The following is a 26927-nucleotide window of genomic DNA, read 5'->3' on the forward strand; positions in this document are numbered from 1 at the left end:
GCCGTGGCTGCGCGCCGAATGGCGGCCGTCGATGCGCAGTTCTACTGGATGTCGGCCAAAGTCCCCAGCGACGAGTTCCTGCTCTATGCATTCGACGGTGAACCCGCCGACTTAGGCGGTGCTTTCGAAGAGGTTCGGCGCCGGGCTCGGGCGTGCCCCGAACTGACGTTGCGCGTCGAGGATGGGTGTTCGCTGACGTATCCGCGGTGGGTGCCCACGACAGTGACGCCCGAGCAGGTGGTGCGCCACGACCTGACGGATCACAGTTGGCAGGCTTGCCTGTCGGCGGTGGCCGGGTTCGCCGACAGCCAGCTGGACCTTCGCCGGATGCCCTGGCGGGTCCACGTGTTCACGCCGGTGCCCGGCATTCCGGGTGTCGAAGGCCCGGGCACGGTGGCGGTTCTGCAGCTACCGCATGCGCTGGCCGACGGCGTTCGCGGCGCGGCGCTGGCCGCTTGGCTGTTCGGCCGGGCGGCGCCGGTGCCCGAGGTGCGACGGCCGTCGCCGGGTATCTTCGCGTGGCGAGCCGCCCAGGCGGCGCGCAGCCACCGCGGGCTGGTCCGCGATACGCGGGCGGGTCTGCTGGCACCGGGGGCCGGAACTCGCCCGCCGCTTGCCACCAATACCCGCCCCGACGGCGTCCGTTCGATGCGCACACTGGTGCGCCATCGCTCGCAGCTGCGCGGGCCCAGCGTCACCGTCGCGGTGCTCGCCGCGGTGTCGACCGCCCTGTCGCGGTTGCTTTCCGGCGCGACCGATATGTTGGGCGCGGAGGTCCCGATGGCCAAACCCGGTGTACCACAGGCGAATAATCACTTCGGCAACGTCGTCGTCGGACTCTATCCGCAGTTGGAGCTGGATGCGCGGCTGGATCGGATCGCCACCGATCTGGCCAACGGCCGGCGCCGATTCGAACATCCGGCGACACGGGCCGGCGACCGGGCATTCGCGACGGTACCGGCCCCGCTACTACGTTGGGGCATCTCACGATTCGACGCCGGTGCCCGATCCGCGCAGGTGCTGGGCAACACCGTGGTGTCCAGTGTCAACCGCGGGCCCGCCGATCTGCGCTTCGGCGATGCGCGGGTAGTGCTGACGGCCGGCTATCCGGGACTGTCGCCGTCGATGGGTCTGACGCACGGAGTACACGGCATCGGCGAGACCGTCGCGATCAGCGTCCACACGGCGGAGTCGGTCTTTCGAGGCGTCGATGCCGACGTCGACGCCTATCTGGAGTTGTTGGACGCCGCGCTGTAAAGGCTACTGCGCGTCATCGGATCTCGCCGCTTGCGCACGCGTCAGCCCGGCCGCGCCGATCAGCTCCTCGTGCCATTCGAACCACACGGTGTGGTAGGAGTCGATCAGCGGCCGGCTCAGCCAGGTGCTGTCGCCCGACTTGACCTTGTCCAGTGCGGCAACCAGTTTCACCGAATAGGCATTCAACCGCGGCAGCTGGGCCGCGGCCGCTTCGATGATCGGCAGCACCCGGGCGTGTACTGCGTCCAAGCGGGCCAACACCGCCGCGTCGTACTCGGCGTCGTCGTGCGCGTTGGGTTTACCGGCGGGGCCGCCCTTGAGCTGCCAATCGGTGACCAGGGCTTTGAAATCGGCGTTCACGCTTCGGAAGTCGTCATAGGCGGCGGTCATCGCCGCCTCGTCGATGCCTTCGCGTTCCTGCGCGAGCAGCGCGTCCAGCCGGTCGCGGCCGCTGGGGCTGATTCGCAACGTGGCATCACCGACCAGGAAACCCGAGACGGTCAGCTGTTCGACGGCATCGTCGACGTCTTGGTTCAGCGTGGCGCTCAGATCGGCCGGGCTGACCCGGCCCTTGAGTCGGACCGCTTGCAGCACGGCCAGTTCGGTCATCCGGTGGCCTGGCTCGACAAGCGCAGCGCGGCCAGCATGACGATCAGCGGGGAGGCTGAAAGCACGTCGGTCTGGCCGCTTTCCAGGGCGGCACGCACCGCGGCGTCGGAGGTGTCCGCCAGCCTGGGATGGTCGCCGCCGGCGTGCGCGCGCAGCGGGCTGATCCGTCGTGCGAGGTCGGCGAGTTCGCGTAGCTCGGGCGTATCGTTCTCCGACCACGAGGTCGGGGCCAGATCACCTTCGCGCACTTCGCCTTCGTAGCCGTCGACGGTGATCTGCTTGCCGGCCAGCGTCGCCGCCACGCCGTTGCCACAGCCCACCACCGCCACCCGGCCGAGTTCGCGGCTGACCACTGCCGCATGGCTGGCAGCCCCGCCGATCTCGGTGACGATGCCGTGCGCGGCCAGCATGCCCATCACGTCTTCGGGGCGGGTGTGGTCGCGCACCAGGATCACCTGTTCGCCCCGGTCGGCGGCTTCCAGCGCCTCGTCGACCCTGGTGTAGGCCTTGCCCGACACCACGCCCGGGCAGGCGGGCAGGCCTTTGGCCAAAAGTGGTGCGGCCAAACGTATTTCCGGTTGCAAAGCGGGCAGCAGCAGGGCCTCTACGTGGGCCGGGGTCACCCGGCGCAATGTCTCGGTGGCGTCGATGAGCCCCTCGTGATGCAGCTGCAGCGCCAGTCGCACCGCGGCCTGCGCCGAGCGCTCGGCCGCCCGGGTCTGCAGCAGCCAGAGTTTGCCCTCTTCGACGGTGAACTCGATCTCCTGCACGTCGGACCCGAGCCGCTCCAGGGTGCGGGCGACGTCCATCAGCTGCTGGTAGACCGCCGGCTGCTCGTCGCGCAGCGCGGTGATCGGTTCCACGTTGACCAGCCCCGAGACGACGTCGTCGCCCTGACCGCCGGGCAGCCACTCGCCGAACGGTTCGTTGGCGCCGGTGATTGGGTTGCGTGAGAAGCATGCTCCGGCACCGGAATTGGCGCCGAGGTTGCCGAACACCATGGCCTGCACCACCACTGCGGTACCGCCGCGATCGTCGAGGCCGTAGTGGTCGCGGTAGGCAACCGCGCGCGGCGAATTCCACGACGCGAACACCGCCTCGATGCCGGCACGCAGCTGCGCGTACGGGTCGGCCGGAACGGATTGCGATGCTCCGCCGACGATGCGCTGATACATGTCGGTGAATCGCAGCAGCGTGTCTCGGGCGAACTTCTCGGTCCCCGACGCCGCCAGCGCCCGCACCACGTCGTCGTTGAGGCCGACGTTCAGGATCGTGTCCATCATGCCGGGCATCGACAGGGTGGCGCCCGAGCGCACACTGACCAGCAACGGGCGCGGGCCCCGGCCGAACGTGCGGGAGGTTTCGGTCTCCAGCCACTGCATCCGGCCCAGCACGTCGTCCCAGATCGCGTCCAGCGTCGCGGCGGGCTCGACCAGATACCGCAGGCCCACCTCGGTGGTGATGCAGAACGCGGGAGGCACCGGCAGGCCGTGCCGGCGCATGACCTCGATGCCGTGGCCCTTGTTGCCCAGGATCTCCCGCGGATGGTCCGCGTCGCCGTTCAGCAACACCACGGTGTGGTCGGTGGAGGCGGGCGCATGCCCGATGCTCTCGGGAGTGCTGTCGCCTCGTGCGATACGCGCCGTGGTGCACCCCCTCCTGGCTCGGCTGGTTTCGGCATGCGCGGGAACGCCCGCTATGTTCCCACACGGATCGACCGCCACAGCCGCTCACCGCTGCTGTTGTCCAATCCGGCCGATGATCTAGGTTTGCACGTATGACTCCCTATGACGTCGGATTACTGATCCTGCGGCTGGTCCTGGGCGTGACATTGGCCGCGCACGGCTACAACAAGTTCTTCGGCGGCGGCCGCATCCCGGGCACCGCGCGCTGGTTCGAGAGCATCGGCATGAAGCCGGGCAAATTCCACGCCACGGTGGCCGCCACCACCGAAATCGCTGCCGGGCTGGGGCTGGCGGCCGGGCTGCTCACGCCGATTCCGGCGGCCGGCTTTGTCGCGCTGATGCTGGTCGCGGCCTGGACCGTCCATCGTCACAATGGCTTCTTCATCGTCAAGGAGGGCTGGGAGTACAACCTGGTCCTGGCGCTCAGCGCGGTCGGAGTGGCCACGCTGGGCCCCGGCCGGCTCAGCCTGGATTGGGTGATCTTCGGGATCAACAACCCGCTGATCGGCTGGAACGGCCTGCTGATCTCGGTCGGGCTCGGGCTGGCGGGCGGCCTCGGCCTGTTGCTGATCTTCTACCGCCCGCCGGCTAAGCAAGCCGGTTAGATCCCGAGCGCGCCCGGAAGCTTCTTGCGCTTGGCGTCGTAGAGTGCGGCGTCGGCGATCGCGTAGAGCGCGGCGATGTCGGCGCCCACACCGCTGTGCGATGCGGTGCCGATGCTGGTGCCCGGAGTGTGCAGGCGGACGTCGGCCAGGAATCGATCGGAGTTGCCCGGCGCCACGTTGGCGTCGTCGGCGATACACACCGCGAATTCGTCGCCGCCGAGCCTGGCCAGAACGGCATTGGCGGGCGCCAGTTTCCGCCAGCACTCCGCGCGGCTGATCAGATGCTCGTCGCCGGCCAGGTGCCCGTGGGTGTCATTGATCGTCTTGAAGTTGTCGATGTCGAGCACCATGACGGTGACGGTGATGGCTGCCGAACGGGACCGGCCCAGCAGGTCGGCGGTGGCGATCTCCCAGCCCGCCCGGTTGAGCAGGCGCGTCAGGGGATCGGTGCACGCCGCGGCGACCAGGGCTCGCATCAGCAACCCGAACGATTCGGCGGCACCGACGATGGCGATCACGAAGATGACGTAGTCGATCACCAGCTTGCGCGTGGGCGCGACCGCGAGAGCCAGGACGCACGCCGCGGTCAGCACGGCGACCAGCATGGCCCCGCGGCGCGGCGAGTGGAACGCGCGCAGGTACATGGCCAGGAAGATCGGCGCGATCAGGCAGACGAACTCGGCGATGATCGCGACGTGGAAGGCCATCACGATCGGGGTGGCCACGATCGCAACGGCCGTCGCCGGCGCGGGTCGGTCGGGACGCACGCCCAGCCAGACCAAAGCGGCGACGCCGAGGACGATCGCGATGATGCCCCCGGTCGGGTTCGCGTAGGTCAGGCCCTTGTGGATGGGAAAGAGGGTGAACGCCACGCCCCAGGCGTAAAGAAAAGTCGTGCCGCCCAAGAAGATTCGCAGCACCCGAACTTGCTCGCGGGCGTAGAAGCCGCTGCCGGCACTGGCATGTAGCCGCAGCCGATATCGCCGAGCGAAAGGGCCTGGGACGTTAACACCCATCCCGTCAACTCTCCTGGTCAGGCCCCCGTGATGGTGATGATCGGCCCATTGTGGCACTGCTCTTTCCGGCAAGCACACCGGGATGACCAGGCAGGGCTGCCGTGACTAGGCGACCGCGGCGGTTTCGGCGGCCGCCACTTCGGCCGCGGCACGTTCTCCGGACCGGATCGCGCCGTCGATCCACCCGCACATGACCGCCGAGCTTTCGGTTCCGGCCCAATGTATCCGGCCGCAGGGCTCGCGCAGCGTGTAGCCGTACTCGGTCAACACACCGGTGGGGGTGTGGCCGATCATCCCACCTCCGGAGTAGCGCTCCTGGCTCCAGTTCTGTTCGTGAAATTCCAGCGGCGTCTGGGCTTTGCTGCCGAACCGGTTGACCAGCTCACCGATTACCACCGTTTTGCGTTCGGCCTCGTCGAGCATCGTGAGCCGGCGCGCCGCCGGGCCCTCGGTGATGACGCACATGATGCCCGGGCTCCCGGCGTCCGTGCAGGCGTCGATGGTCAAAGAGGCCGGGGAGCCCGGGGCGGCGGACTGGCCGGACAGTCCGTCGGCGCGCCAGAAGGGCTCGTCGTAGAAGACCGACGTCTTGATCACCGCGCCGCTTGTCACACGCTGGTGCAGAAACGCGCGGTCCACCGGCAGCAGCGGTTCGTAGTCGATCGAGGTGGCGATCGCCAGCGGGATCGCGACGATGACCCGTCGCGCCCGCACCGCCAGATCGGCCGCGCTGACCGTCACGCCGTCGTCGTCCTGGCTGATCTGGCGGACCGGCTGCGAAAGGTGTAGCGCCTCACCGAGTTCAGCGACCATCGGGCGATGCAGGGCGCCCATGCCGCCGACCGGGCGGGCATCCTGGGAGCCACCCTTGCCCGAAATCGCGAAGGTGAGTCCGCCGGCCGATGCCGTCTGCAGCAGCCCCCACAGCAACGACGTCTCCGACGCTGCCGAGGTGTACAGGCCGGCGAAGGCCATGTCCAGCATCTGGGCGGCTTCGGAGGATATGGAATTCTTTTCAATCCACTGCCCAATGCTGATTCGGTCCCACTCGTGGGCCTTTTTCGCCTCCCACGGGGCTTCGCGCGGAAGAGCTTTGCCCATCTTCTCGATGCTGGCCAGGGCGAGCCCGAGGTTGGCGACCGCCCACGGGCTCACGGTCCACGGAATAGTGCCGCCGTAGCGGTGCTTTTTGCCGCCGACGATCATCATCGCGTCGCCGTCGTTGTGCTGCTTGTATTCCGGCACCCCGAACTCGTTCATCAACGCGTAGATCCGGTCCTGTCCGGGCCCGATCCACGCCCCGCCGCGGTCGACCCACACGCCGTCGTCGCGGGTGACGGTGAAGGTGCGGCCGCCGACGCGGTCGCGGGCCTCCAGCAAGGCCACCGAGTGCCCGGCTTGCTTCAACCGGAGCGCAGCGGTCAAGCCCGCGAAACCCGCTCCGACCACGCAATAATCGACGTCCGCCATGACCGCTCCTCGGTTGCCCTACCCCCGCTGAGCAGCAAACTACACCGGCCGGGCCACGTCAGCGGCCGGTTCGCGCGGAATTCATCGACCGGGCGCCGGGACGATCGGCGGATAGGGCAGATCGGTGCTGGAGTGCGGGTCGACGTACACCGGGTACCCGAGGTAGGGGAACGCCCGTTGCGGGCAGGCGGGCCGGTCACAGATTCTGCAGCCCGCGCCGATCGGCACGATCGCCTCAGCATCGTTCAAATCGATTCCGACGGAATAGATCAGTTTCTCGGCGTGGGCCACATCGCAGCCGAGCCCGATCGCGAAGGTCTTGTCCGGGCCGAGGTAGCGGCTGGGTTCCGCCGACGTGGTCCTGGCGAGCCAGAAATAGGTGCGCCCATCGGGCATTTGCGCGATCTGAGTCATGAACTGACCGGGCCGGGAAAAGGCGTGGTGGACCACCCACAGCGGGCAATTGCCGCCGACGCGCGAGAAGTGAAAAGCCGTGGCGGACTGACGTTTCGAGATGTTGCCCGCGCTGTCGGTTCGGACGAAGATGAACGGGACGCCGCGGGCGCTCGGGCGCTGCAGCGTGGACAGCCGGTGGCAGACGGTTTCGAAGCCCACCTCGAAACGTCTTGCCAGCTGGTCGATGTCGTAACGCAGGGCCTCGGCGGCCTCGAGGAATCGCGTATAGGGCAATAACAGCGCGCCGGCGAAGTAGTTGGCCAGCCCGATGCGCGCCACACCCCGCGCATCGTCACTGAGCTGGTCGTCGCCGTCGATGAGCTGGGTGATCAGTTCGGCCTGGGTGAGTAATGCGATCTGAGTTGCCAACTGGAAGGCGCGTTGGCCCGGATGCAGCCACCGGGCCAGATACAAGGTCTTCGACTCGGCGCGAAACAGGCGTTTGGAGTTGGGATTCAAGACCTGACCATCGTCGATGACCACCGTCACGCCGAGCTGGTCGCGAACGAACTCCGCCAGCTGGTTGTCGAGTCCGCCTGGCTGCAAACGGTTTTGGTCGAACAGGCGCTCGGCCGCGACGTCGAGATCCCCGATGTAGTTCTTGCGGTCGTAGAAGAAGTCCCGGACTTCCTCGAAGGGCATCGGCTGCGAGGGTGCCGCGGATGTCTCGGCGCTGGCCCGGCTGTGCAGCGCTTCCAGGTCGGCGGTGGCGTCGTGCAGCCGCCGCTGCAGATTGACCAGCGTCTGGCCGACCTCCGGCATGCGGGCGACGAGCTCCTCGATCTGCCCGGCCGTCGCGGGTCCCTCGGCGAAGATCTCGCGCAGGTCCGCGACCAGTCGGGCATCGGACTCGGGCGCGAAGTACTGATTCGGCAAGTCGAATCGCTCGGTGAGCGTCAGCAGCACCGGGACCGTGATCGGGCGCTGGTCGTTTTCCAGCTGGTTGACGTAACTGGTCGACAATCCGAGGGCGCGCGCCAGCGCGACCTGAGTCAGCCCCTGCTCCTCGCGCAGCCGGCGTAGCCGCGCACCCGCGAACGTCTTCGCCACCTGCTACACGGTACGCCCACCGCCTTTCACAAACTTCGCAAAACCGCCGGGAGCGGGACACAAAATTACGCTTATTTAGGGGATTTACCGCGTTTCTCCGGCTGCGTACTGTGCGATGTATGCGCATCCATGACGTGCGAACCCGGCGTAGCGCCGACGATTTCCCCCGCCGCGAGCACCTGGCTTTCAAGATTGCCGAGGTCGCGGCGGACCCGGTCGCCGTGCCCGCGGCGACCGCGGAGATGGTCATCAACCGCATCATCGACAATGCCGCCGTCAGCGCCGCCTCGGTGATCCGTCGGCCGGTGAGCACCGCGCGGGCCCAGGCGCTGGCGCATCCGGTGCAGCGTGGGGCGCGCGTCTTCGGCGTACCGGGCGCCTATTCGACCGAGTGGGCGGCCTGGGCCAACGGCGTCGCGGTGCGCGAGCTGGACTTCCACGACACGTTCTTGGCCGCGGACTACTCCCATCCCGGCGACAACATTGCGCCGCTCGTTGCCGTCGCCCAGCAGCTCGATGTACGGGGTGCCGACCTGATCCGCGGTGTGGCCACCGCCTACGAGATCCAGATCGACCTGGTCAAGGCAATCTGCTTGCACGAGCACAAGATCGACCACGTCGCGCATTTGGGTCCGTCGGTGGCCGCGGGCATCGGGACGATGCTGCGGTTGGACACCGAGACCATCTATCAGGCGGTCGGGCAAGCGCTGCACCTGACCACGGCCACCCGTCAATCCCGCAAGGGCCTGATCTCCAGCTGGAAAGCGTTCGCGCCGGCGTTCGCCGGAAAGGTCGCCATCGAGGCCGTCGACCGCGCGATGCGCGGGGAAGGCGCCCCGGCGCCCATCTGGGAAGGCGAGGACGGCGTAATCGCTTGGCTGCTAAGCGGTCCCGACCACACCTACCAGGTGCCGCTGCCCGAGCCGGGCGAAGCCAAGCGCGCGATTCTGGACAGCTACACCAAGGAGCACTCCGCGGAGTACCAGAGCCAGGCGCCGATCGACCTGGCGCGCCGGCTGCGTGACCGAATCGGCGATCTCGAGCAGGTCGCGACGATTGTGCTGCACACCAGCCACCACACCCACTATGTGATCGGTACCGGCTCGGGCGACCCACAGAAGTTCGATCCGGACGCCTCCCGGGAGACGCTGGATCACTCGCTGCCCTACATCTTCGCGGTCGCGCTGCAGGACGGCAGCTGGCACCACGAGCGCTCGTACGCTCCGGAGCGAGCGCACCGGCCCGACACCGTCGAACTGTGGCACAAGATCTCCACCGTCGAGGATCCACAGTGGACTCGCCGCTACCACTCGAACGATCCGGCCGAGAAGGCCTTTGGGGCGCGTGCGGAGGTGACGCTGAAGAGCGGCGAGGTGATCTCCGACGAATTGGCCGTGGCCGATGCTCATCCGCTGGGCGCCCGGCCGTTCGCGCGCGAGCAGTACGTCCGCAAGTTCTCCGAGCTCGCCGACGGCGTCGTGGAAAGCTCTGAACAGCACCGGTTCTTGTCCGCCGTCGACTCCCTCGCGGATCTGAAAGGCGGCGCGCTGGGGGCGCTGAACGTGGTGGTCGATCCGCGGGTGCTGGACAAGGCGCCGGCGATTCCGTCGGGAATCTTCCGATGAGCGTGGCCGGCTCCTCGTCCAGTGCCGCCGACAAGCGCATCGCATTGCGCGCTGGCCTGGAAAGTGGCCGGCTGCAGCGGCTTCCGGGCGCCTTCTCGCCGCTGGTGGCCAAGGCGGTCGCCGAGGCGGGCTTCGAAGGCGTGTATGTGTCCGGTGCCGCGTTGGCGGCCGATCTCGGGTTGCCGGACATCGGCCTGACGACGCTGACCGAAGTGGCGGGCCGGGGCGCGCAGATCGCCGCCGCCGTCAACCTGCCGACGCTGATCGACGCGGACACCGGATTCGGCGCGCCGCTGAACGCCGCACGCACGGTGACGGTCCTGGAGGACGCCGGACTGGCCGGATGCCACCTCGAGGATCAGGTCAACCCGAAGCGCTGCGGCCATCTGGACGGCAAGGCCGTCGTCTCGGCCCAGGACATGGTGAAGCGTTTGCGCGCAGCGGTATCCGCGCGGCGCGACCCCAACTTCGTCATCTGCGCGCGCACCGATGCCGCCGGCATCGAGGGTCTGCCCGCCGCGATCGATCGTGCGCGTTCTTACGCCGATGCCGGCGCGGACATGATCTTCACCGAAGCGCTGACCGAGGTGGCGCAGTTCGAGGCGTTCCGTGCCGCGGTCGACGTTCCGTTGCTGGCCAACATGACCGAATTCGGCAAGTCGCCGCTGCTGAACGTGCGCCAACTCGCCGACCTCGGCTACAACGTCGTCATCTACCCGGTCACCACCTTGCGGCTGGCGATGTTCGCCGTCGAAGCGGGTCTGCGTGAAATCGGTTCTTCGGGAACGCAATTCGATTTGCTGGATCGCATGCAACACCGCAGCCGGCTGTACTCGCTGCTGCGCTACCAGGACTACAACGAATTCGACACCGACACTTACAATTTCAGCCTTGAAGGGATCAACCATGACCGCGCCGACCGCTGACATCAAGAAGGGCCTCGCCGGCGTGGTGGTGGACACCACCGCGATCTCGAAAGTGGTGCCGGAGACCAATTCGCTGACCTATCGCGGGTATCCGGTCCAGGATTTGGCGGCCCACTGCAGTTTCGAGCAAGTCGCATTCCTGCTCTGGCGCGGCGAGCTGCCCACCGACGCGGAGCTGGCGCTGTTCAGCCAGCGCGAACGCGCCAGCCGCCGGCTCGACCGCTCGATGCTGTCGTTGCTGACCAAGCTGCCCGACAATTGTCATCCGATGGATGTGGTACGCACCGCCATCAGCTTTTTGGGTGCCGAGGACCCCGAGGAGGACGACGACTCGGCGAACCGGGCCAAGGCGCTGCGGATGCTCGCGGTGTTGCCGAGCATCGTCGCGGTGGACATGCGGCGCCGGCGCGGGTTGGCGCCGATCCCGCCGCACAGCGCCCTGGGCTACACCGAGAACTTCCTGCAGATGTGCTTCGGTGAGGTGCCCGAACCCGCGGTGGTGCAGGCCTTCGAACAGTCGATGATCCTTTACGCCGAACACGGTTTCAACGCCTCGACGTTTGCCGCGCGGGTGGTGACGTCGACGCAGTCGGACATCTACAGCGCGGTCACCGGGGCCATCGGTGCGCTCAAGGGTGCGCTGCACGGTGGGGCCAACGAGGCGGTGATGCACGACATGATCGAGATCGGCGAGCCGGGCAACGCGCGAGAGTGGTTGCGCGGCAAGCTCGCCCGCAAGGAGAAGGTCATGGGATTCGGGCATCGGGTCTACAAGAACGGTGACTCGCGGGTGCCGACGATGAAGGCGGCGTTGAACCGCGTCGCCGCGACGCGCGACGGACAGCGCTGGCTGGACATATACAACGTTCTGGAAGCCGAAATGTTCGACGCCACTGCCATCTTGCCCAATCTCGACTTCCCGACCGGCCCGGCGTACTACCTGATGGGATTCGACATCGCCTGCTTCACGCCGATCTTCGTGATGAGCAGGATCGCCGGGTGGACCGCTCACATCATGGAACAGGCCGCGTCGAACTCCCTGATCCGCCCGTTGAGCGCCTACTCGGGACGCGAGCAGCGGGCACTGGCCCACCGGTAGGCCTAGTCCGTCGGCCCGCCATATTGCCAGACCAGGCTGTGGTTGCCGGTCATGGTCGGGTTGCACCACATCGTGCGGCCGTTGGCGTCCTGCGTGGTGGAGTGCAACACCGTGCATGAATCACCCGGTGCGGGGGCTTGACCGTAAGCGATGCCGACGCCGAGCGTGGTCGCCATCACGCTCGCCAGCGCCGCGGCCGGTATCAGGAACCGAAGTCTGCTCATGATGGCCATCTCCTAAGCAGGTGCCAAGACATTACGCTAACCGCCGCAGGACCCGCGGGCAAAGGGTGTCATCCGCGATCCGCAACACGGTCGGCCAGAGCAGGTTCTAGGGTGTGAAACCATGGGATTTCTCCAACCCGAACTGCCGCAGGTCGACATCGACGAGTGGAGCAAGCTGTCCCGCAGCGAGAAGATCCGCCCGATGGCCCGACATTGGGCCGAGGTCGGTTTCGGAACGCCGGTCGTTCTGCATCTGTTCTACGTCGGCAAGATCTTGCTTTACATCCTGTTCGCTTGGTTGTTGGCGGTGCCGACCACTCGCGGGTTGGCGTTCACCGACGTCATGTCGTGGTACGCCGAGCCGATCGTGTTCGAGAAGGTCGTGCTGTACACGATGCTCTTCGAGGTGGTCGGGCTGGGCTGCGGCTTCGGGCCGCTGAACAACCGGTTCAACCCACCACTGGGGTCGATCCTGTATTGGCTGCGGCCCGACACCATCCGGCTGCCCCCGTGGCCTCAGCGCGTGCCGGGGACCAAGGGCACCGCCCGCACGCTGGTCGACAACGCGCTGTACGGGCTGTTCTTGCTGGTGACTTTCCTGACGCTGTTCGCCGACGGCACCGGCCCGATACCGGAGCTGGGCACCCAGATCGGGGTGATTCGCCCGTGGCGGATCGTGTTGATCCTGGTACTGCTCGGGATCCTGGGGTTGCGGGACAAGGTGATCTTCCTGGCCGCCCGCGGTGAGGTGTACGCGACGCTGTCGGTGACGTTTTTGTTCGGCGGTGTCGACATGATCATCGCCGCCAAGCTGGTGTTTATGGTGATCTGGATCGGTGCTGCCACCTCCAAGCTGAACAAGCACTTTCCGTTCGTGATGTCGACGATGATGTCCAACAACCCGGTGTTCCGGCCCCGGTTCATCAAGCGGATGTTTTTCGAGAAGTTCCCCGACGATCTGCGGCCCGGCCGGTTGTCGCGCGTATTCGCCCACGTGAGCACCTTCGTCGAAATGTGTGTGCCCATCGCGCTATTCGTTGGGCACGGCGGATGGTGGACCGCGGTCCCCGCAGCGATCATGGTGATCTTCCACTTCGGCATCCTGTCGGCCATCCCGATGGGCGTGCCGCTGGAGTGGAACGTGTTCATGATCTTCGGCGTCTTCGCATTGTTCGTCGGACACACTCATACCGGACTGACCGACCTGAAAAACCCCGTCCTGGTCGGGGTTTTCATCGCGTTCATCGCCTCAATCGTGATCGCGGGCAACCTGTTTCCCCGCAAGATCTCGTTCCTGCCCGGCATGCGCTATTACGCCGGCAACTGGGACACCACGCTGTGGTGCATCAAGGCCTCGGCGGACAAGAAGATCAACCACAACATCGTCTCGATCGCCAGCATGCCCGCGGCCCAGCTGGAGAAGGTGTACGGCAAGGAACGTGCGCAGATCCCGATGTATCTCGGATATGCGTTCCGCGCCATGAACACTCACGGCCGGGCGTTGTTCACCTTGGCACACCGGGCGATGGCCGGCCAGAACGAAGACGACTACGTGATCACCGACGGGGAGCGAATCTGCAGCACCGCCATCGGATGGAATTTCGGCGACGGCCATATGCACAACGAACAGCTGATCGCCGCGATGCAGCAGCGCTGCGGCTTCCTGCCCGGTGAGGTGCGGGTCGTGCTACTCGACGCCCAGCCGATCCACAAGCAGACGCAGGCCTACCGGCTGGTGGACGCCGCGACGGGCGAATTCGAACGCGGCATCGTCAAAGTCGCGGACATGGTGACGCGGCAGCCCTGGGACGACCAGGTGCCGGTCCAGGTGCTCTGGAGTGCGGCTGCCGAAGAAGAGGCAGCAGAGGCCGAGGCGCGCGAGGAGCTAGAGCCGGAGGCCCCGCCGAGCGTCACGCCAGAGTGACGCCGAAGCCCGAGCGCCACGACGGCGTGACGCTCGGCGCTATCGACCGTCAGACTGCTGCGCGCACTTCCTGCGCCGCGGCAACCATGTTCTGCAGCGACGCGGTCACCTCGTCGGTGTTTCGCGTCTTGAGGCCGCAGTCGGGGTTGACCCACAGCCGCTCCGCGGGCAGAGCCCGCAACGCGGCCCGCAACGACTCAGCCATCTCGCCGGAGCTCGGCACCCGCGGTGAGTGGATGTCGTAGACGCCCGGGCCCACGCTGTTGGCGAAGCCGACCGCGTTGAGGTCGTCGAGCACCTCCATGTGCGAGCGCGCCGCCTCGATGGAGGTGACGTCGGCATCCAGGTCGGCGATCGCGCCGATCACCTCGCCGAACTCCGAGTAGCACAGGTGCGTGTGGATCTGGGTCGAGTCGGCGACGCCGGAGGTGGCTAACCGGAAAGACCCGACGGCCCAACGCAAGTAGTCCTCCTGATCGGCCCGGCGCAGCGGCAGCAGCTCACGCAGCGCGGGCTCGTCGACCTGGATGACCGCGATGCCGGCGGACTCCAGATCCACCGTCTCGTCGCGGATCGCCAGTGCCACCTGGTTGGCGGTGTCGGCCAGCGGCTGGTCGTCGCGGACGAACGACCACGCCAGGATCGTCACCGGGCCGGTCAGCATGCCCTTGACCGGCTTGTCGGTCAGGGACTGCGCGTATTTCGCCCATTCCACCGTCATCGGCTGCCGGCGGATGACGTCGCCGTAGAGCACCGGCGGCCGCACGCAGCGGCTGCCGTAGGACTGCACCCAGCCGTTCTTGGTGGCGAAGAAGCCGTCCAGCTGCTCGGCGAAGTACTGCACCATGTCGTTGCGCTCGGGCTCACCGTGCACCAACACGTCGAGGCCGAGCTGTTCCTGCAGCTTGATGACGTCGGAGATCTCCTGCTTCATCCGCCGGTCGTATTCGGCCTCGTCGATCTCACCGGCGACCAGCGCGGCGCGGGCCTTGCGGATCTCGACGGTCTGCGGAAACGACCCGATTGTCGTGGTCGGCAGCGGTGGCAGGTGCAGCCGCTCGTCTTGGCTGATCCGCCGCTCTGCGGCGTCGCCGCGGTGGGTGCCGGTCGCGACAATCTCTTTGATGCGGGCCCGGACCCGGTCGTTGTGCAGCCGCGGATCCTGCTTGCGGGAGGCGACGGCGGCGTTGGATGCCTCGATCTGCGCGGCGACGGCTTCGCGGCCCTCGTGCAGCGCACGGGACAGCGTCACCACCTCGGCCACCTTCTCCCGCCCGAATGCCAACCAACTGCGCAGCGTGTCGTCCAGGCCGGTCTCCGGCTCCAGCGAATACGGCACGTGCAGCGTGGAGCACGACGTCGACACCGCGATGTTGGCGGCCGAACCCAGCAGCGACGCCAGTTTGCTCAGCGCCGCCTGCAAGTCGGTGCGCCAGATGTTGCGTCCGTCGACGATGCCGGCCACCAGGGTCTTGTCGGCCAGTTCCGGCACTGCGGCGATCGCGGTGTCGGCGCCGTACACCAGGTCGACGCCGATCGCCTCGACGGGTGTGCGGGCCAGTGCGCCCAGTGAGGCGCCGGGATCGCCGAAGTAGGTGGCGACGTAGAGGGCGGGCCGGTTGCTCACTTTGCCCAGGGCGTTGTAGACGGCTTCGGCCAGCGCGGGGGCGTCGGCGCAGATGTCGGTGACCAGCGCCGGCTCGTCGATCTGTACCCACTGCGCGCCGTTGGCGGCGAGCAGGCTCAGCAGCTCGGAGTAAATTCCCACCAGCTCCTGCAGGCGCTCGATCGGCGCGCCGCCACCGTTGACGCCCTTGCTCAGCAACAGGAACGTGATCGGACCGATGACGACCGGGCGGGCCGGAATCCCTTGCTCAAGAGCCTCTTTCAGCTCGGACAGCACCTTGTCCGGGTTCAGCGTGAACGTCGTGGCGGGTTCGATCTCGGGAACGATGTAGTGGTAGTTGGTGTCGAACCACTTCGTCATCTCCAACGGCGCGACATCGGCGTTGCCGCGCGCGGCGGCGAAGTAGCGGTCCAGGTCGTCGGGAACCTGTGCGGCCCGGGCCGGCAACGCGCCCAGCATGACCGCGGTGTCGAGCATTTGGTCGTAGTAGGAGAAGGTGTTCACCGGCACCGAGTCCAATCCGGCTTCGGCCAGGTGATTCCAGGTGTCTCGGCGCAGGGTGGCTGCGACTTCTTCGAGTTCCGCGCGGCTGGTTCGGCCTTTCCAATAGCCCTCGGTCGCGCGCTTGAGTTCGCGTTTCGGGCCGATACGGGCAGAACCGACAACAGTTGCGGTGAATGGTTGGGGGATCACGATATTCGTCCTTCAATCGACGTGGTGGTCACCGCCGGCGGACGTACAGCCACTCCAACAGCGGTCAGCACCTCTTTTTCTTGAAGCACTAACCACCAACGGCTGCAGCCTAACGCCCATTCCACGAGGCGATGAGCCGCCGGACGCGGCGCGCCCGGCACAGCTGGCAGGTCTCCGGACTCGCAGGCGCGCACCTAACGGTGCTCCTAGTGGCCGTCGCTTCCCAGTCCTAAGGCCAGTGCCTACATGACGGCGGTCGTTCCTGCATACCGTTGCGGGACAGTCCCGGATTCCCACCGGGTTCCCTCTCACGAAGCGTTGTTAACGTTGCTTCGCTCGATGCCCGCGCCTTGCGGCGCACGCAAACCAGTTGCGAGAAGAAGCTTAGTCAGCCCGCCAACGCCTCGGCGACCGGGACGTCTCCGTTGTTGAATTCGATGGTCCGCCGGATCGTCGAATCGTCGGAAAGCGCGGCGGCCACGACGAGCGCGACGTCGGCACGCGATACCTCACCCTTGCCCTCTTCGCCGACAGCGATGCGCCCGGTCGCTTCGTCCAGCGTCAACCGGCCGGGACCGAGCACCGTCCAGTCCAGCTCGCTGGCCCGCAGGTGCTCGTCCGCGGCGGCCTTGGCCTGCGCGTAGGCGAAGAATGGATCATCTTGCGGCACACCATGATCCGGACCCGCACCGAAGTAGGACACCATCACGAACCGCTTGACGCCCGCGTGGCCGGCGGCATCGATCACCCGGATCGCGGCGTCGCGGTCGACGGCATAGGTGCGCGCCGGATTGCCACCGCCCGCGCCGGCCGAGAATACGACCGCGTCGTGTCCGGGCAGCAGCTCGGCCAGCGCGTTGGTGTCCAGCTGCTCGATGTCGGCGACCACCGGTTCGGCGCCGGTGGCGGCGACCTCGTCGGAGTGGTCGGGATTGCGGAACACGGAGGTCACCTGCTCGCCTCGCTCGCTCAGGATGCGAGCCAGCTGCAGTGCGACCTTGCCGTGTCCGCCGAAGACGATGATGCGTGCCATGCCATCGACGGTACCGACGCGCAGCGCGTCGAACGACCGCTCAGCTACGTCGTAGTCCTTCGATCGCGAGCTCCATGATTCGTTTGGCTTGCCGCTTTCCCTCGGCTCCTGCCGGGACCCGCCACAGGAAACTCATCAGGAGCACAACGTCCGCGGGATCCAGGTCCGGCCGAAGGGATCCGTCGGCGATGCATGCATCGACCAACTGGCCGACGGCGGCGACCACAGGTGCATAGGTTTCGTTGATCGCGTCCTGTGCGGCGGCACTGTGCAGCGCGTCGCCGAGGCCGTGTTTGACGCGAACGTAATCGGCGAGCTTCAGAAACCACAGGCGCAACGCGTCCAAGGGCGGGTGCGCCTGCAGCAGTTTGGGCACCGCGGCCACAAGTCGCTGCACATCGTGGCGGTAGACGGCGAGGATCAACACTTCCCGGGTAGGGAAGTGGCGGTACAACGTGCCCGCCCCGACACCCGCGCGCTTGGCGATCTCGTTGAGTGATGTCGTGCCCGACTCCGCAAAGGCGTCGTGCGCCACGTCGATGATGTGCTCCCGGTTGCGGACGGCGTCGGCGCGAACCCGGGTGACACCGTCGTCTGTCACGGACCGCCACCTCGCTTCGTCAGGCACATCTTCGCTGCGGTACGAGCATAAGTGGAGTCGATCTCCGTTACGACCCTGGGCAATTAGTCGTCGGACAGCCGGTCATGGAAATAATCGTCGTAGGCCGCCAGGTCGAGGAGTCCGTGACCCGAGTAGTTGAACACGATCACGGTTTCCCGCTGCGTCCGGCGGGCGACCAGCGCCTCCTCGAGCACGGCTCGGATCGCGTGCGCAGTCTCCGGCGCGGGGATGACGCCCTCGCTGCGTGCGAACCGGATGGCGGCCTCCAGCACGGATCGCTGTGAGTACGCCACGGCCTCGATCCACCCGTGTTGCAGGAGGTTTGACACAATCGGTGCCACGCCGTGATAACGCAGTCCGCCGGCGTGCGTGGCCGGCGGGACGAAGTCGCGTCCGATCGTGTACATCCACATCCGCGGGGTCAGGCCTGCGGCGTCACCGGATTCGTATCGCAGCAGGCCCGCTGTCAGTGACGGACAGGACTGCGGTTCGACGGCTACCAGACGAGGCCGGCTTCCCGCCGCGGTGCGTGATTGCAGAAACGGCAGCGCCAGGCCCGCGAAGTTCGATCCGCCGCCGCATGCGCCGATGATGACGTCGGGAGCGCCCTCGCCCGCAAGCTGCAGTTGCGCTTTGGCTTCCAGGCCGATGACCGTCTGGTGAAGCAGGACATGATTCAACACAGAGCCGAGCGCGTAGTGCGTATCCGGCCTGCCCAGTGCCTCTTCGACGGCTTCGCTGATCGCGATCCCGAGTGAACCCGGGCTGTCGGGATCGCTGTGCAGGACCGACTGTCCCGCCTCGGTGGTAGCGGATGGGCTTGCAATCACCTCAGCGCCCCACGTCTCCATCAAGATGCGGCGGTACGGCTTCTGCCGGTGCGATGCGGCCACCATGAACACATGACAGTTCAGGTCGAACAATCGGCAGGCCATCGACACCGCGCTGCCCCATTGCCCAGCACCGGTCTCGGTGGTGATTCGACGAACACCTTCGGCTTTGTTGTAGTACGCCTGGGCAACTGCGGTATTGGCCTTGTGTGAACCAGCCGGTGACACCGACTCGTCCTTGAAGTAAATCCGGGCCGGCGTGTCCAGGAGTTGTTCGAGACGTACGGCCCGCACCAATGGCGTTGGACGCCAGCGTCTTAAGACGTCAAGTACTTGGCCTGGAACGTCGACCCAGGGTGCGGCGGACATCTCCTGTTCGATCAGAGCCTGGGGAAAGAGGTCACCTAGATCGTCGCCCTGGACCCCTCGATCGAGGACCGGGTGCCGCGGTGGCTGCAGTGGCGAGGGAAGGCTGGATGCTGCGTTGAACCATGCCGCCGGGATATGGTCGGGCTTCAGTACATAGCGCAATGGCGATTCCTTTCCGGTGGAGCGCTTGAGGTATCGCACACCGGCATGTCCGGGCAAGCTCCGTTGTACGGCTCGGCGCCTGCCCGCGCCTGCTTCCGCGAAACGTTATCCGGCGATCGACATTTGGGGTATGCGAGCGATGACGGCCTGCAATTGTGCGTCATCGGATATGCCTTGAAAGTCGTAGCGCGGCGTGTAAGGTGCCTCCAGCGTGTGCAATTCATCATCGGTTAATGTGACGTCAAGGGACGCTATCGCCTCGTCGATTTGGTCGATAGTGCTCGCTCCGACAATCGGCGCTGTCACTACGGGTTTGGCGTGCAGCCACGCCAGTGCGACTTGGGCGCGGCTGATACCGCGTGCGGCGGCGACGGTTCCGACGGCGTCAACGATCGTTCTGTCCGAGCCCTCGTTGCCGAACGCGTAGAGCATGTCGGCAAACCCGTCGTTGGACGATCGTGCGGTCGACTTGGCGTCGTCCCAGGAACGCGCGAGCCTGCCGCGGGCCAACGGACTCCACACCACAGTGCCTACGCCCTCGTCGAGGCACAGCGGGATCATCTCGCGTTCCTCCTCGCGGGCCAGCAGGTTGTAGTGGTTCTGCATCGAGACGAACCTCGCCCAGCCGTTGGCGCGCTGCAGGTGAAGGGCCTTGGAAAACTCCCACGCCGGCATCGACGAGGCCCCAAGATAGCGGACCTTGCCGGCCTTGACCAGATCGTGCAGCGCCTCAAGTGTTTCTTCCAGCGGGGTTGTGTGGTCATTGCGGTGAATCTGATAGAGGTCGACGTAGTCGGTGCCGAGCCGACGCAGCGAATGGTCGATCTCGGCCATGATCGCCTTGCGGCTCAGTCCTTTTCCATTCGGCCCCGGTCGCATCGGATGCCGCAGCTTTGTCGCGATGACCACGTCGTCGCGGTTGGCGTAGTCGCGCAGCGCGCGTCCGAGGATCTCCTCGCTGCTGCCCTGTGAATACATGTTGGCGGTGTCGAAGAAATTGATCCCGGCCTCGACTGCATGCTTGATCAGTGGCCGCGATTCGTCTTCGGCCAGCGACCAGACCGGATGTCCGCGCTGCGGATCGCCGTACGTCATGGCTCCGATCGCCAGGGGGGACACGTCCAGGCCTGAGCTGCCGAGCTTGAGGTATCGCAATGGTCTCTCCTTCGCGTGCAACGTAGCGGAGAATTCTCCGGTACGCTCGGAAAGATACCGGAGACTTCTCCGGTTAGCAAAACGGAAGGGAATCGAACCGGATCAACGCTGACGACGTCTACCGTGCGTGGCCCCGCGCGCGCGATTAGCACCTACCGAACGGACTCGATGACCGTCATGGCCGACAACTGGTTTCACACGCGATCGCCGGAGCAGGCTATCCACCTTTGCGAATCGGCTTTTCACTCCCACAGACTTCGGCTGCTCGGCCCCGCTGAGGGGTTCGGCTTCAGCCAGCGCCTGATACACGCCGGACCGATCACGCTGGCCGACCTCAGTTACGACACCGATGTTTCGCTGCGCTTTTCGGCGGATCGCGACAGCTACTACGTGCACGTCCCGATCGACGGCCGGCTTGAGTCGCAATACCTTGGCCAGCGGTGGGTTTCGACTCCCGCGACGGCCACGATCTACGGCCCCCGGGCCGAGATGAGCGTGACCCGTTGGCCCGCGGCCAGCCGACACCTGGGAGTCAAGCTCGATCAACTGGTCGTCGATACGGCACTCGAAACGCTGTTGGGCAAGCCGGCAAGGTCATCCGTTCCCTTCGCCGTGGCGCTGCCACTGGCCGACCATGCCGTGCGGGGCTGGGTGACCCAAGTGCATTGGCTCAATCGCGAGCTCGCTCGTTCGGACAGCCCGATGTGGCACCCGGCCGTGTTGGATCCGCTGCTGGAGAGCCTGGTGTACGGCCTGCTGCTGGTGGCCGACCATCCCCACCGCGAGGCCCTCGCGTCGACCGTCCGGCCCATCCGGCCGGCGGCCGTCCGCGAGGCGATGGACATCATCGAGAGCGCCCCGCAATCGGCGTTGACGACGTCACGGTTGGCGCTCGAGTGCCACGTCAGCGTCCGCGCGCTGCAGGAGGGTTTTCGCCGGCACGTCGGGATGTCACCTATGGCCTACCTGCGCACGGTCAGGCTCCGTCGCGTGCACGGCGAGCTGCGCTCGGCCCACCCGTCCCACACCGGCGTCGCCGCGATTGCGCATCGCTGGGGATTCGCGCACCTCGGCCGGTTCGCGGCCGCCTACCGGGCGATGTATGGGGAGCCGCCGCAGCAGACCCTGCACGGGCCGCGTGATCGCGGGGGTTATCCGGGCAACGCGGACCGATAGCCGAAATCCGCGCTCCAAGGCTCCGGAGGTCGCTCGAGCCGTGCCGGCGGCGTCACCATGAAGTATCCGTGGCCGGCCATCCGAGACGCCACCCAGCCCTGGAAGCGAGAAGCTCCATGCCATCAACCTCCGTCGAGATCGGGCGTCCCACAGCGGAATTCGCCGAACGGGTTCGTCGCAACCAGCGACGGCTGGGCGCGGAGTTGAAGCCGCAATACGACTTCATCGTGTGCGGATCGGGATCGAGCGGCTCGGTTGTGGCCCGGCGCCTCGCCGAAAACCCGAATGTGAGCGTGCTGGTGCTCGAGGCCGGCGGCCCCGACGAAGGACCCGAGATCAGCGAGCCGGGAATGTGGTTGGCGAACCTTGGCAGCGAGCGCGACTGGAACTTCACCACCGAGCGCAATTGCCACCTCAACGGACGAGCGATCCCGTACGCGATGGCCAAGGTCCTCGGCGGGGGCTCGAGCATCAACGTCATGGTGTGGGCGCGCGGTCACAAAAGCGACTGGGATTACTTCGCCGCCGAAGCCAAAGACCAACGGTGGAGCTACGATTCGGTGCTCGCGATCTATCGGGCGATCGAGGACTGGCATGGGGCTCCCGACCCTGCGCATCGCGGCATCGGCGGACCTGTTTACGTCGGACCCGCCGCCGAACCGAGTCCGATTGCGCGCGCGGGGCTGGAAGCCGGTAAATCGCTGGGCATCCCAGCGTTCGAGAGCCAAAACGGTGCGCTCATGGAGGCCGCCGGTGGCGCATCGATTGTCGATCTGCGCATACGTAATGGCCGCCGCGAATCGGTCTTTCGCTCTTACCTGTTCCCGCTGATGGACCGGCCCAACGTGACGGTGCTGACAGGCGCGATGGTGACCCGCGTGACGTTCGACGGGTCGCGGGCCACCGGGGTGGAATTCCTGCACGACCGCGAGTTACGTTGTGTCGGTGCGGGATCTGAGGTCGTGCTGTCGCTCGGCGCGATCCATACTCCGAAGGTGCTCATGCAATCGGGTGTCGGTGATCAGGCTCACCTGCAGCCGCACGGCATCGACGTCGTGCAGCATTTGCCCGGCGTCGGCCAAAACCTACAGGACCACCCGGGTTTCTCGTGTGTGTGGGAATATCGCGAACCGCTGCCCTGGCGCAACAGCGGCGGCGAAGTGACGTTTTTCTGCAAAAGTGATCCGGGCCTTAAGTCCCCGGATCTGCAGGCTTATCAGCTGGAGTTCCCGTTCTCAAGCACGGAGAACGCGCAGGCGTTCGGTGTGCCCGAGGAGGGCTGGGCCATGTATGGCGCGGTGGTGCGGCCGAAGAGCCGCGGGCACATCGCTCTTACTGGGCCAAATCCTGGCGATCCCGTCAAGATCCATGACGGTCTGATGTCGCACCCGGACGACCTCAAGGCCGCAATCGCGTGCATTGAACTGTGCCGTGAAATCGGTAATGCGCCGGCCCTTCGTCGCTTCAGCAAGCGAGAAGTCATGCCGGGCAGGCTCGACGACGCCGATCTAGTGACTTTCATACGCAACGAGGTCACCACTTACCACCACCAGAGTTGCACTGCGAAGATGGGCCGCGACAGCATGTCGGTCGTCGACGGATCCCTGAAAGTCTATGGGGTAGAAGGCCTTCGCATTGCGGATGGGTCCGTCATGCCGCGGGTCACCACCGGCAACACCATGGCCCCCTGCGTCATCATCGGCGAGCGCGCCGGGCAGATTCTGCGCCATCAATACGCCCTGTGAGCCAACTGGAGGGAATTCGGGAATGGGAACGAAACCATTGGTAGACCTGACCGGTAGTTTCACCACACAGATGCACGACGTGCTCGCCCAGGCTGCGCGACGCGGACCGCTGGCCACCGACGAGATCACCGGCGCCACCGTGGTGTTGCGCCACCACGACATCGAAACACTGGCCCGCGACGAGCGGCTGAATGGAATCGGGCTGGCCCTATTCGACGTCATGGGCATCACCGACGGTCCGTTGCGCGACTGGTACAGCAAGCTGATGTTCACCACCGAGGGTGACTACCATCGCCGCCTGCGGTCGCTGGTTTCCCGTGCGTTCACCCCGCGCTCGGTCGAGAACCTCAGGTCGACCGCCGCGGACATGGCCGCCGCCGCGATCGCTTCCGCGGACCTGCACGGAGGAGATCTGGTGGCTTCCTGTGCGGGCCTGGCAACGCGGTTGATCTGTCGCCTCCTCGGAGTCCCGGACAGCGATGCCGGTGCATTCTCGCGATGGGCGGATGCCCTGAGTCCGGTGTTCTACGTGATGACACCCGACCAGATCGAGGAGGCGACGCGAGCGATCGTTGAGTTGCGGCATTATGTCGAGGCGCTGGCGCAGCGCCGAATCGAGGATCCGTGTCCCGATCTCATCACCGGCTTGCTGACCACAGAGTCCGACGGCGAGCGGCTCACCCGCGACGAGACTGTGGCGATGATTGCGAATCTCCTTGTCGCCGGTCACGACACGATGGGCAGTCAGATACCGTGCAGCCTTCTGGTGACGCTGCAGTACCGCGACCGCCTTGGCGGGGTAGCGCACGATGACGTCCGGCTTGCGAGCGCGGCCGCCGAGACCATTCGCCTCGAACCCAGCATCCCCCTCATTCCGCGCACCGCCATCGCGCCGATCGATCTGCACGACACCACCATCCCGGCGGGGGCGATGGTTCTGCTGTGCATCGCCTCGGCATGCCGGGACCGCTCGGCGTGGCCGTCGCCGGACCGCTTCGATCCCGAGCGGTTCACCCGCGCGGGCACGCCCCGGCTGATGAACTTCGGCGCCGGAGCGCACTACTGCCTGGGCGCCTCTCTTGCGAAAGTGGCTGTGCAGGAGTGCATCCGCGCCGCACTCGCCGCGCGGCCATTCCTGCGCCTGGCGCAGGACCCCGCCCACATTGCGTGGCGCCGCGTCCTTGGCCGCAGCCCGCAACGCCTCCTCGTCGGTGTCGACGAGAGCTAGAACTTGACCTTGCCCATGATGATGTCGATGATCGGCTTGCCCGGCGCGTAGGCGCCGGTCATCGAGGCCATCGTGTGTCCGGAGTCCACCAACAGGGTGATACCGCTGACGCCGCAGGCGGCGTCGCTGTTGAGGAACGCCATCACGTCGCCCATCTGCTCGGGCGTGTGCACCTTGGAGCCGGTGTCGTCGCGGTAGTCCTGGGCGAAGGACAGCCACAGGTCCGCGTTGGCCTGGGCCAATGGCGTGTCGGTCGGCCCGGGACAGATCGCGTTGATGCGAATTCCCTTCTTCGCCAGCGGGTAGCCCTGGGTGGCCACGTAGGTGTTGATCACCTTCTTGCTGGTTCCGTAGTGGTTGATCCCGTCGGACTCGTGCGCCTGGCACCACGCCTCGGCCGCGGCGAAGTCCGGCGTCTCGAGGAATTCCAGCATTAGGTCCAGGTCGTTCTCCCAGCCCATGCCGGCGACCGAGGAGATGAAGCAGATCGCCGAACCGTTGGGAAGCTGGTTGCGCTCCAGCAGGCGGTCGATCAGGTGGCGGTGGCCGATGAAATTGATCTTCATCAGGTCGATCGTGCCGTCGGCGACGCCGGCCGCGGAGAACACCGCGTGGATGGGACCCGTGATCTGGTCGAGAGCGGAGTCAATCGAGGCGGGATCGCGCAGATCGACCTGTACGGACTGGGCAACGTCGTAGTCCACGGGCGCGTAATCCAGCACGATGACCTCGGCGCCGAGCTCGGCCGCCGACTTGGCCGCCGCGGCGCCCATGCCAGTCGCGCCTCCGACTACAAGAGCGCGCTTGCCGTCGTAGCGCAACCGATCGACAATGGTCATGGAAATCCCCTTCTCGGATAATGCCAACGCGGTTCTAACTGCTCAACTGTATGGGTAACAGTTATTTGGTTCAATACCGGGGTCGTATCGAATCAGCCGGTCTTACTTGCCGCGGACGGCGGCGCCGCGCAAAACGGTGTCACGGATGTGCACCAGCGCCGGCCGCTTGCCGATCTCGCGCAGAATGTTCTCCGGAATCCACTGCAGGCTGATCACGCAGCGCGCCAGCATGGCGGTGGACGGGGCGTCGATGCTGATCTCGCCGGAGCGGATGCCTTCGGAGAGCAGCGATTTCATTTGCCGTAGCCGGGTGGGATATGACCAACCGGGGTTGGCGGTCGGGGGCGTCTGGCGCATCCACGCCAGCTGAATCCGGAATTCGTCAGAAAAGCGATCCAGTGCGTTGACGTTGATCCAGCTCAACGCGTCCAGCTTCTCGATAACGGAGGAATCCGAGCGCAGCACGCTGACCCAGCCTGCCTCGACCTTCTGACCGAACGACATCATGATCGAGTCGAGAAGTTCGTCCTTGGAGCCGATCACCCGATAGACGGTGCCGGTGCCTAGGCCGGCCGCCGCCGCGATGTCCCGGATCGTGGTGGCCTCATAGCCTTTGCGTCCGAATTCGGTTCGTGCCACGGCGCGGACATGGGCGGCCTTGTCGCTGGGATCGGCGTCGATGTCGTCGGCCCACGATTCGATGACGGCGCTGGCCGCCGAAAATGCATTCGATCGATCCAATGCCGCATCGGTAGGCGGCCGGGCAGCCAAGCCCCGCAACATAATTCGGCACAGCAGCTCCGCCACCTGGTCGGGTGCGGAGTTGTGTCGCATAACGTCGAGCCCGACCTGCAGCATGGTCTGGCAGATGCGGTCGGCCAGCGTGGGCAGATCGATGTCCGGCTTGATGTAGCCGCTCCACCTGCCGGCGCGCAGTGTCTGCACCATCGCCGCTTGCACCGCGACGGACTGATTTCGGGTCAGGTTCATCAATTCGGGGTCCGCGCTCGGTCCCTCGTAGAACGACATCTGCAGCGCGGCGCGATGATGCACGGCGCAGTTGGCGACCGCCGATCCCAGCTCGATGATTTTGTCGGCGGGCGGTCGCGAATCGGGTTCGTCCAGTCGCGCCTGGGCCCGCTCCCCGATGCGGTGCAGATCGTCCTGATAGCGACGGATCAGCTCGATGAGGATCGCTTCTTTGGATTCGAAATGGTGATACAGGCTTCCGGGCAGAATTCCCGCCGCGTCGGCGATCTCTTGCAACGAGGTTCGCAATCCCGAGGATGCGATCAAAGATGCAGCGGTCTGCAGGATCTCGCTGCGGCGCGTCCCGGAATCGTCAAGCTGATCCAGGCGATCGGCGGGCGCCCGCTTTCCCTTGGCCAAGGTTTTGGCTTTGGCCATGGCTAACGGTGCGCATGTTGAGAGGACTGCGACCGGGCCAAGCTGCGCATTCATCCTCCTGCCGAACCAAATTGTTGCTAAAGGCTATCAGATTG

At 66.1% G+C, this 26927-nt stretch carries 22 protein-coding genes and 1 riboswitch; of the genes, 9 read left to right on the forward strand and 13 right to left on the reverse strand.

The features are described from left to right. The first annotated feature begins 3 nt into the window (after positions 1 to 3). Positions 4 to 1257 (forward strand): DUF1298 domain-containing protein, encoded by a 1254-nt coding sequence (locus ACAG21_RS25700; RefSeq protein ID WP_370499080.1) that lies wholly within the window; start codon positions 4 to 6, stop codon positions 1255 to 1257. A 3-nt stretch (positions 1258 to 1260) separates the two neighbouring features. On the opposite strand, the gene ACAG21_RS25705 is transcribed toward ACAG21_RS25700, so the two are convergent. Together ACAG21_RS25705 and ACAG21_RS25710 are read right to left on the reverse strand one after the other, a co-directional pair. Next, positions 1261 to 1866, reverse strand: coding sequence for a MarR family transcriptional regulator (locus ACAG21_RS25705; RefSeq protein ID WP_370499081.1), 606 nt, complete (start codon positions 1864 to 1866; stop codon positions 1261 to 1263). Next, positions 1863 to 3440, reverse strand: a complete 1578-nt coding sequence (locus ACAG21_RS25710) for a pyruvate, phosphate dikinase (RefSeq protein WP_370499082.1) — start codon at positions 3438 to 3440, stop codon at positions 1863 to 1865. Before ACAG21_RS25710 ends, ACAG21_RS25705 begins: the two co-directional genes overlap by 4 nt. A 203-nt stretch (positions 3441 to 3643) precedes the next feature. Between ACAG21_RS25710 and ACAG21_RS25715 the strand changes: the two genes are divergently transcribed. Beyond that, positions 3644 to 4156 carry a DoxX family protein gene (locus tag ACAG21_RS25715; RefSeq protein ID WP_342926724.1) on the forward strand — a complete coding sequence of 171 codons (513 nt, stop codon included), beginning with the start codon at positions 3644 to 3646 and terminating at the stop codon, positions 4154 to 4156. Here the strand turns inward: ACAG21_RS25715 and ACAG21_RS25720 are convergent. From ACAG21_RS25720 to ACAG21_RS25730, 3 genes are all read right to left on the reverse strand, one after another. Further along, positions 4153 to 5130, reverse strand: coding sequence for a GGDEF domain-containing protein (locus ACAG21_RS25720; protein ID WP_370499121.1), 978 nt, complete (start codon positions 5128 to 5130; stop codon positions 4153 to 4155). The two genes, ACAG21_RS25715 and ACAG21_RS25720, sit on opposite strands and share 4 nt — an antisense overlap. A 147-nt stretch (positions 5131 to 5277) precedes the next feature. Beyond that, on the reverse strand, positions 5278 to 6642 hold the full coding sequence (locus ACAG21_RS25725) for a flavin monoamine oxidase family protein (protein WP_370499083.1): 1365 nt from the start codon (positions 6640 to 6642) through the stop codon (positions 5278 to 5280). A gap of 81 nt (positions 6643 to 6723) precedes the next feature. After that, positions 6724 to 8148, reverse strand: coding sequence for a short-chain fatty acyl-CoA regulator family protein (locus tag ACAG21_RS25730; RefSeq protein WP_370499084.1), 1425 nt, complete (start codon positions 8146 to 8148; stop codon positions 6724 to 6726). A 119-nt stretch (positions 8149 to 8267) separates the two neighbouring features. On the opposite strand from ACAG21_RS25730, the gene prpD reads away from it, so the two are divergent. Genes prpD through ACAG21_RS25745 form a run of 3 tightly spaced genes read left to right on the forward strand, consistent with a single transcriptional unit; the run spans position 8268 to position 11798 of the window. Next, the gene (gene prpD, locus ACAG21_RS25735) at positions 8268 to 9773 is read left to right on the forward strand and encodes a 2-methylcitrate dehydratase PrpD (protein ID WP_370499085.1); all 1506 of its coding nucleotides are present in this window, start codon (positions 8268 to 8270) and stop codon (positions 9771 to 9773) included. Then, entirely contained in the window at positions 9770 to 10699 is a 930-nt protein-coding gene (gene prpB / locus ACAG21_RS25740; RefSeq protein WP_370499086.1) for a methylisocitrate lyase, read from the forward strand. Before prpD ends, prpB begins: the two co-directional genes overlap by 4 nt. Next, positions 10680 to 11798: a bifunctional 2-methylcitrate synthase/citrate synthase gene (locus ACAG21_RS25745; RefSeq protein WP_370499087.1), complete on the forward strand. Its 1119-nt coding sequence runs from the start codon at positions 10680 to 10682 to the stop codon at positions 11796 to 11798. Before prpB ends, ACAG21_RS25745 begins: the two co-directional genes overlap by 20 nt. 2 nt (positions 11799 to 11800) lie before the next feature. Here the strand turns inward: ACAG21_RS25745 and ACAG21_RS25750 are convergent, their stop codons facing one another. Beyond that, complete coding sequence (locus tag ACAG21_RS25750) at positions 11801 to 12022, reverse strand: hypothetical protein (protein ID WP_370499088.1); 222 nt, start codon at positions 12020 to 12022, stop codon at positions 11801 to 11803. A 121-nt stretch (positions 12023 to 12143) separates the two neighbouring features. On the opposite strand from ACAG21_RS25750, the gene ACAG21_RS25755 reads away from it, so the two are divergent. Beyond that, positions 12144 to 13946 carry a DUF3556 domain-containing protein gene (locus ACAG21_RS25755; RefSeq protein WP_370499089.1) on the forward strand — a complete coding sequence of 601 codons (1803 nt, stop codon included), beginning with the start codon at positions 12144 to 12146 and terminating at the stop codon, positions 13944 to 13946. A gap of 49 nt (positions 13947 to 13995) precedes the next feature. On the opposite strand, the gene metE is transcribed toward ACAG21_RS25755, so the two are convergent. From metE to ACAG21_RS25780, 5 genes are all read right to left on the reverse strand, one after another. Next, positions 13996 to 16266 (reverse strand): 5-methyltetrahydropteroyltriglutamate--homocysteine S-methyltransferase, encoded by a 2271-nt coding sequence (metE, locus tag ACAG21_RS25760; RefSeq protein ID WP_370499090.1) that lies wholly within the window; start codon positions 16264 to 16266, stop codon positions 13996 to 13998. 147 nt (positions 16267 to 16413) lie between these two features. Then, a riboswitch (cobalamin riboswitch) is annotated at positions 16414 to 16607 on the reverse strand. A 47-nt stretch (positions 16608 to 16654) separates the two neighbouring features. Then, positions 16655 to 17299, reverse strand: coding sequence for an SDR family oxidoreductase (locus ACAG21_RS25765; RefSeq protein WP_370499091.1), 645 nt, complete (start codon positions 17297 to 17299; stop codon positions 16655 to 16657). 40 nt (positions 17300 to 17339) lie between these two features. After that, positions 17340 to 17900 carry a TetR/AcrR family transcriptional regulator gene (locus ACAG21_RS25770; protein ID WP_370499092.1) on the reverse strand — a complete coding sequence of 187 codons (561 nt, stop codon included), beginning with the start codon at positions 17898 to 17900 and terminating at the stop codon, positions 17340 to 17342. A gap of 83 nt (positions 17901 to 17983) precedes the next feature. Continuing rightward, positions 17984 to 19282: a TrpB-like pyridoxal phosphate-dependent enzyme gene (locus ACAG21_RS25775; protein ID WP_370499093.1), complete on the reverse strand. Its 1299-nt coding sequence runs from the start codon at positions 19280 to 19282 to the stop codon at positions 17984 to 17986. A 105-nt stretch (positions 19283 to 19387) separates the two neighbouring features. Further along, positions 19388 to 20437 (reverse strand): aldo/keto reductase, encoded by a 1050-nt coding sequence (locus ACAG21_RS25780; RefSeq protein WP_370499094.1) that lies wholly within the window; start codon positions 20435 to 20437, stop codon positions 19388 to 19390. Positions 20438 to 20605: 168 nt separating this feature from the next. Between ACAG21_RS25780 and ACAG21_RS25785 the strand changes: the two genes are divergently transcribed. From ACAG21_RS25785 to ACAG21_RS25795, 3 genes are all read left to right on the forward strand, one after another. Then, complete coding sequence (locus ACAG21_RS25785; protein WP_370499095.1) at positions 20606 to 21613, forward strand: AraC family transcriptional regulator; 1008 nt, start codon at positions 20606 to 20608, stop codon at positions 21611 to 21613. A gap of 116 nt (positions 21614 to 21729) precedes the next feature. Then, positions 21730 to 23358 (forward strand): GMC family oxidoreductase, encoded by a 1629-nt coding sequence (locus tag ACAG21_RS25790; protein WP_370499096.1) that lies wholly within the window; start codon positions 21730 to 21732, stop codon positions 23356 to 23358. A gap of 22 nt (positions 23359 to 23380) precedes the next feature. Beyond that, on the forward strand, positions 23381 to 24586 hold the full coding sequence (locus ACAG21_RS25795) for a cytochrome P450 (RefSeq protein WP_370499097.1): 1206 nt from the start codon (positions 23381 to 23383) through the stop codon (positions 24584 to 24586). On the opposite strand, the gene ACAG21_RS25800 is transcribed toward ACAG21_RS25795, so the two are convergent. Beyond that, entirely contained in the window at positions 24583 to 25425 is an 843-nt protein-coding gene (locus ACAG21_RS25800; protein WP_370499098.1) for an SDR family oxidoreductase, read from the reverse strand. The two genes, ACAG21_RS25795 and ACAG21_RS25800, sit on opposite strands and share 4 nt — an antisense overlap. Positions 25426 to 25527: 102 nt before the next feature. After that, positions 25528 to 26832, reverse strand: a complete 1305-nt coding sequence (locus ACAG21_RS25805) for a TetR/AcrR family transcriptional regulator (RefSeq protein WP_370499099.1) — start codon at positions 26830 to 26832, stop codon at positions 25528 to 25530. Between the last annotated feature and the right edge of the window lie 95 nt (positions 26833 to 26927).

It is taken from the genome of Mycobacterium sp. pR1184 (genome assembly GCF_041287235.1).
GTDB lineage: Bacteria > Actinomycetota > Actinomycetes > Mycobacteriales > Mycobacteriaceae > Mycobacterium.

Excerpts from the sequence above, each read along its gene's own strand:
- ACAG21_RS25785 (WP_370499095.1), top strand. The coding sequence starts at position 20,606 with ATGACCGTCATGGCCGACAACTGGTTTCACACGCGATCGCCGGAGCAG.
- prpB (WP_370499086.1), top strand. The coding sequence starts at position 9,770 with ATGAGCGTGGCCGGCTCCTCGTCCAGTGCCGCCGACAAGCGCATCGCA.
- ACAG21_RS25705 (WP_370499081.1), bottom strand. The coding sequence starts at position 1,866 with ATGACCGAACTGGCCGTGCTGCAAGCGGTCCGACTCAAGGGCCGGGTC.
- ACAG21_RS25800 (WP_370499098.1), bottom strand. The coding sequence starts at position 25,425 with ATGACCATTGTCGATCGGTTGCGCTACGACGGCAAGCGCGCTCTTGTA.
- ACAG21_RS25755 (WP_370499089.1), top strand. The coding sequence starts at position 12,144 with ATGGGATTTCTCCAACCCGAACTGCCGCAGGTCGACATCGACGAGTGG.
- ACAG21_RS25715 (WP_342926724.1), top strand. The coding sequence starts at position 3,644 with ATGACTCCCTATGACGTCGGATTACTGATCCTGCGGCTGGTCCTGGGC.
- prpD (WP_370499085.1), top strand. The coding sequence starts at position 8,268 with ATGCGCATCCATGACGTGCGAACCCGGCGTAGCGCCGACGATTTCCCC.
- ACAG21_RS25805 (WP_370499099.1), bottom strand. The coding sequence starts at position 26,832 with ATGGCCAAAGCCAAAACCTTGGCCAAGGGAAAGCGGGCGCCCGCCGAT.
- ACAG21_RS25725 (WP_370499083.1), bottom strand. The coding sequence starts at position 6,642 with ATGGCGGACGTCGATTATTGCGTGGTCGGAGCGGGTTTCGCGGGCTTG.
- ACAG21_RS25765 (WP_370499091.1), bottom strand. The coding sequence starts at position 17,299 with ATGGCACGCATCATCGTCTTCGGCGGACACGGCAAGGTCGCACTGCAG.
- ACAG21_RS25745 (WP_370499087.1), top strand. The coding sequence starts at position 10,680 with ATGACCGCGCCGACCGCTGACATCAAGAAGGGCCTCGCCGGCGTGGTG.
- ACAG21_RS25790 (WP_370499096.1), top strand. The coding sequence starts at position 21,730 with ATGCCATCAACCTCCGTCGAGATCGGGCGTCCCACAGCGGAATTCGCC.
- ACAG21_RS25750 (WP_370499088.1), bottom strand. The coding sequence starts at position 12,022 with ATGAGCAGACTTCGGTTCCTGATACCGGCCGCGGCGCTGGCGAGCGTG.
- ACAG21_RS25795 (WP_370499097.1), top strand. The coding sequence starts at position 23,381 with ATGGGAACGAAACCATTGGTAGACCTGACCGGTAGTTTCACCACACAG.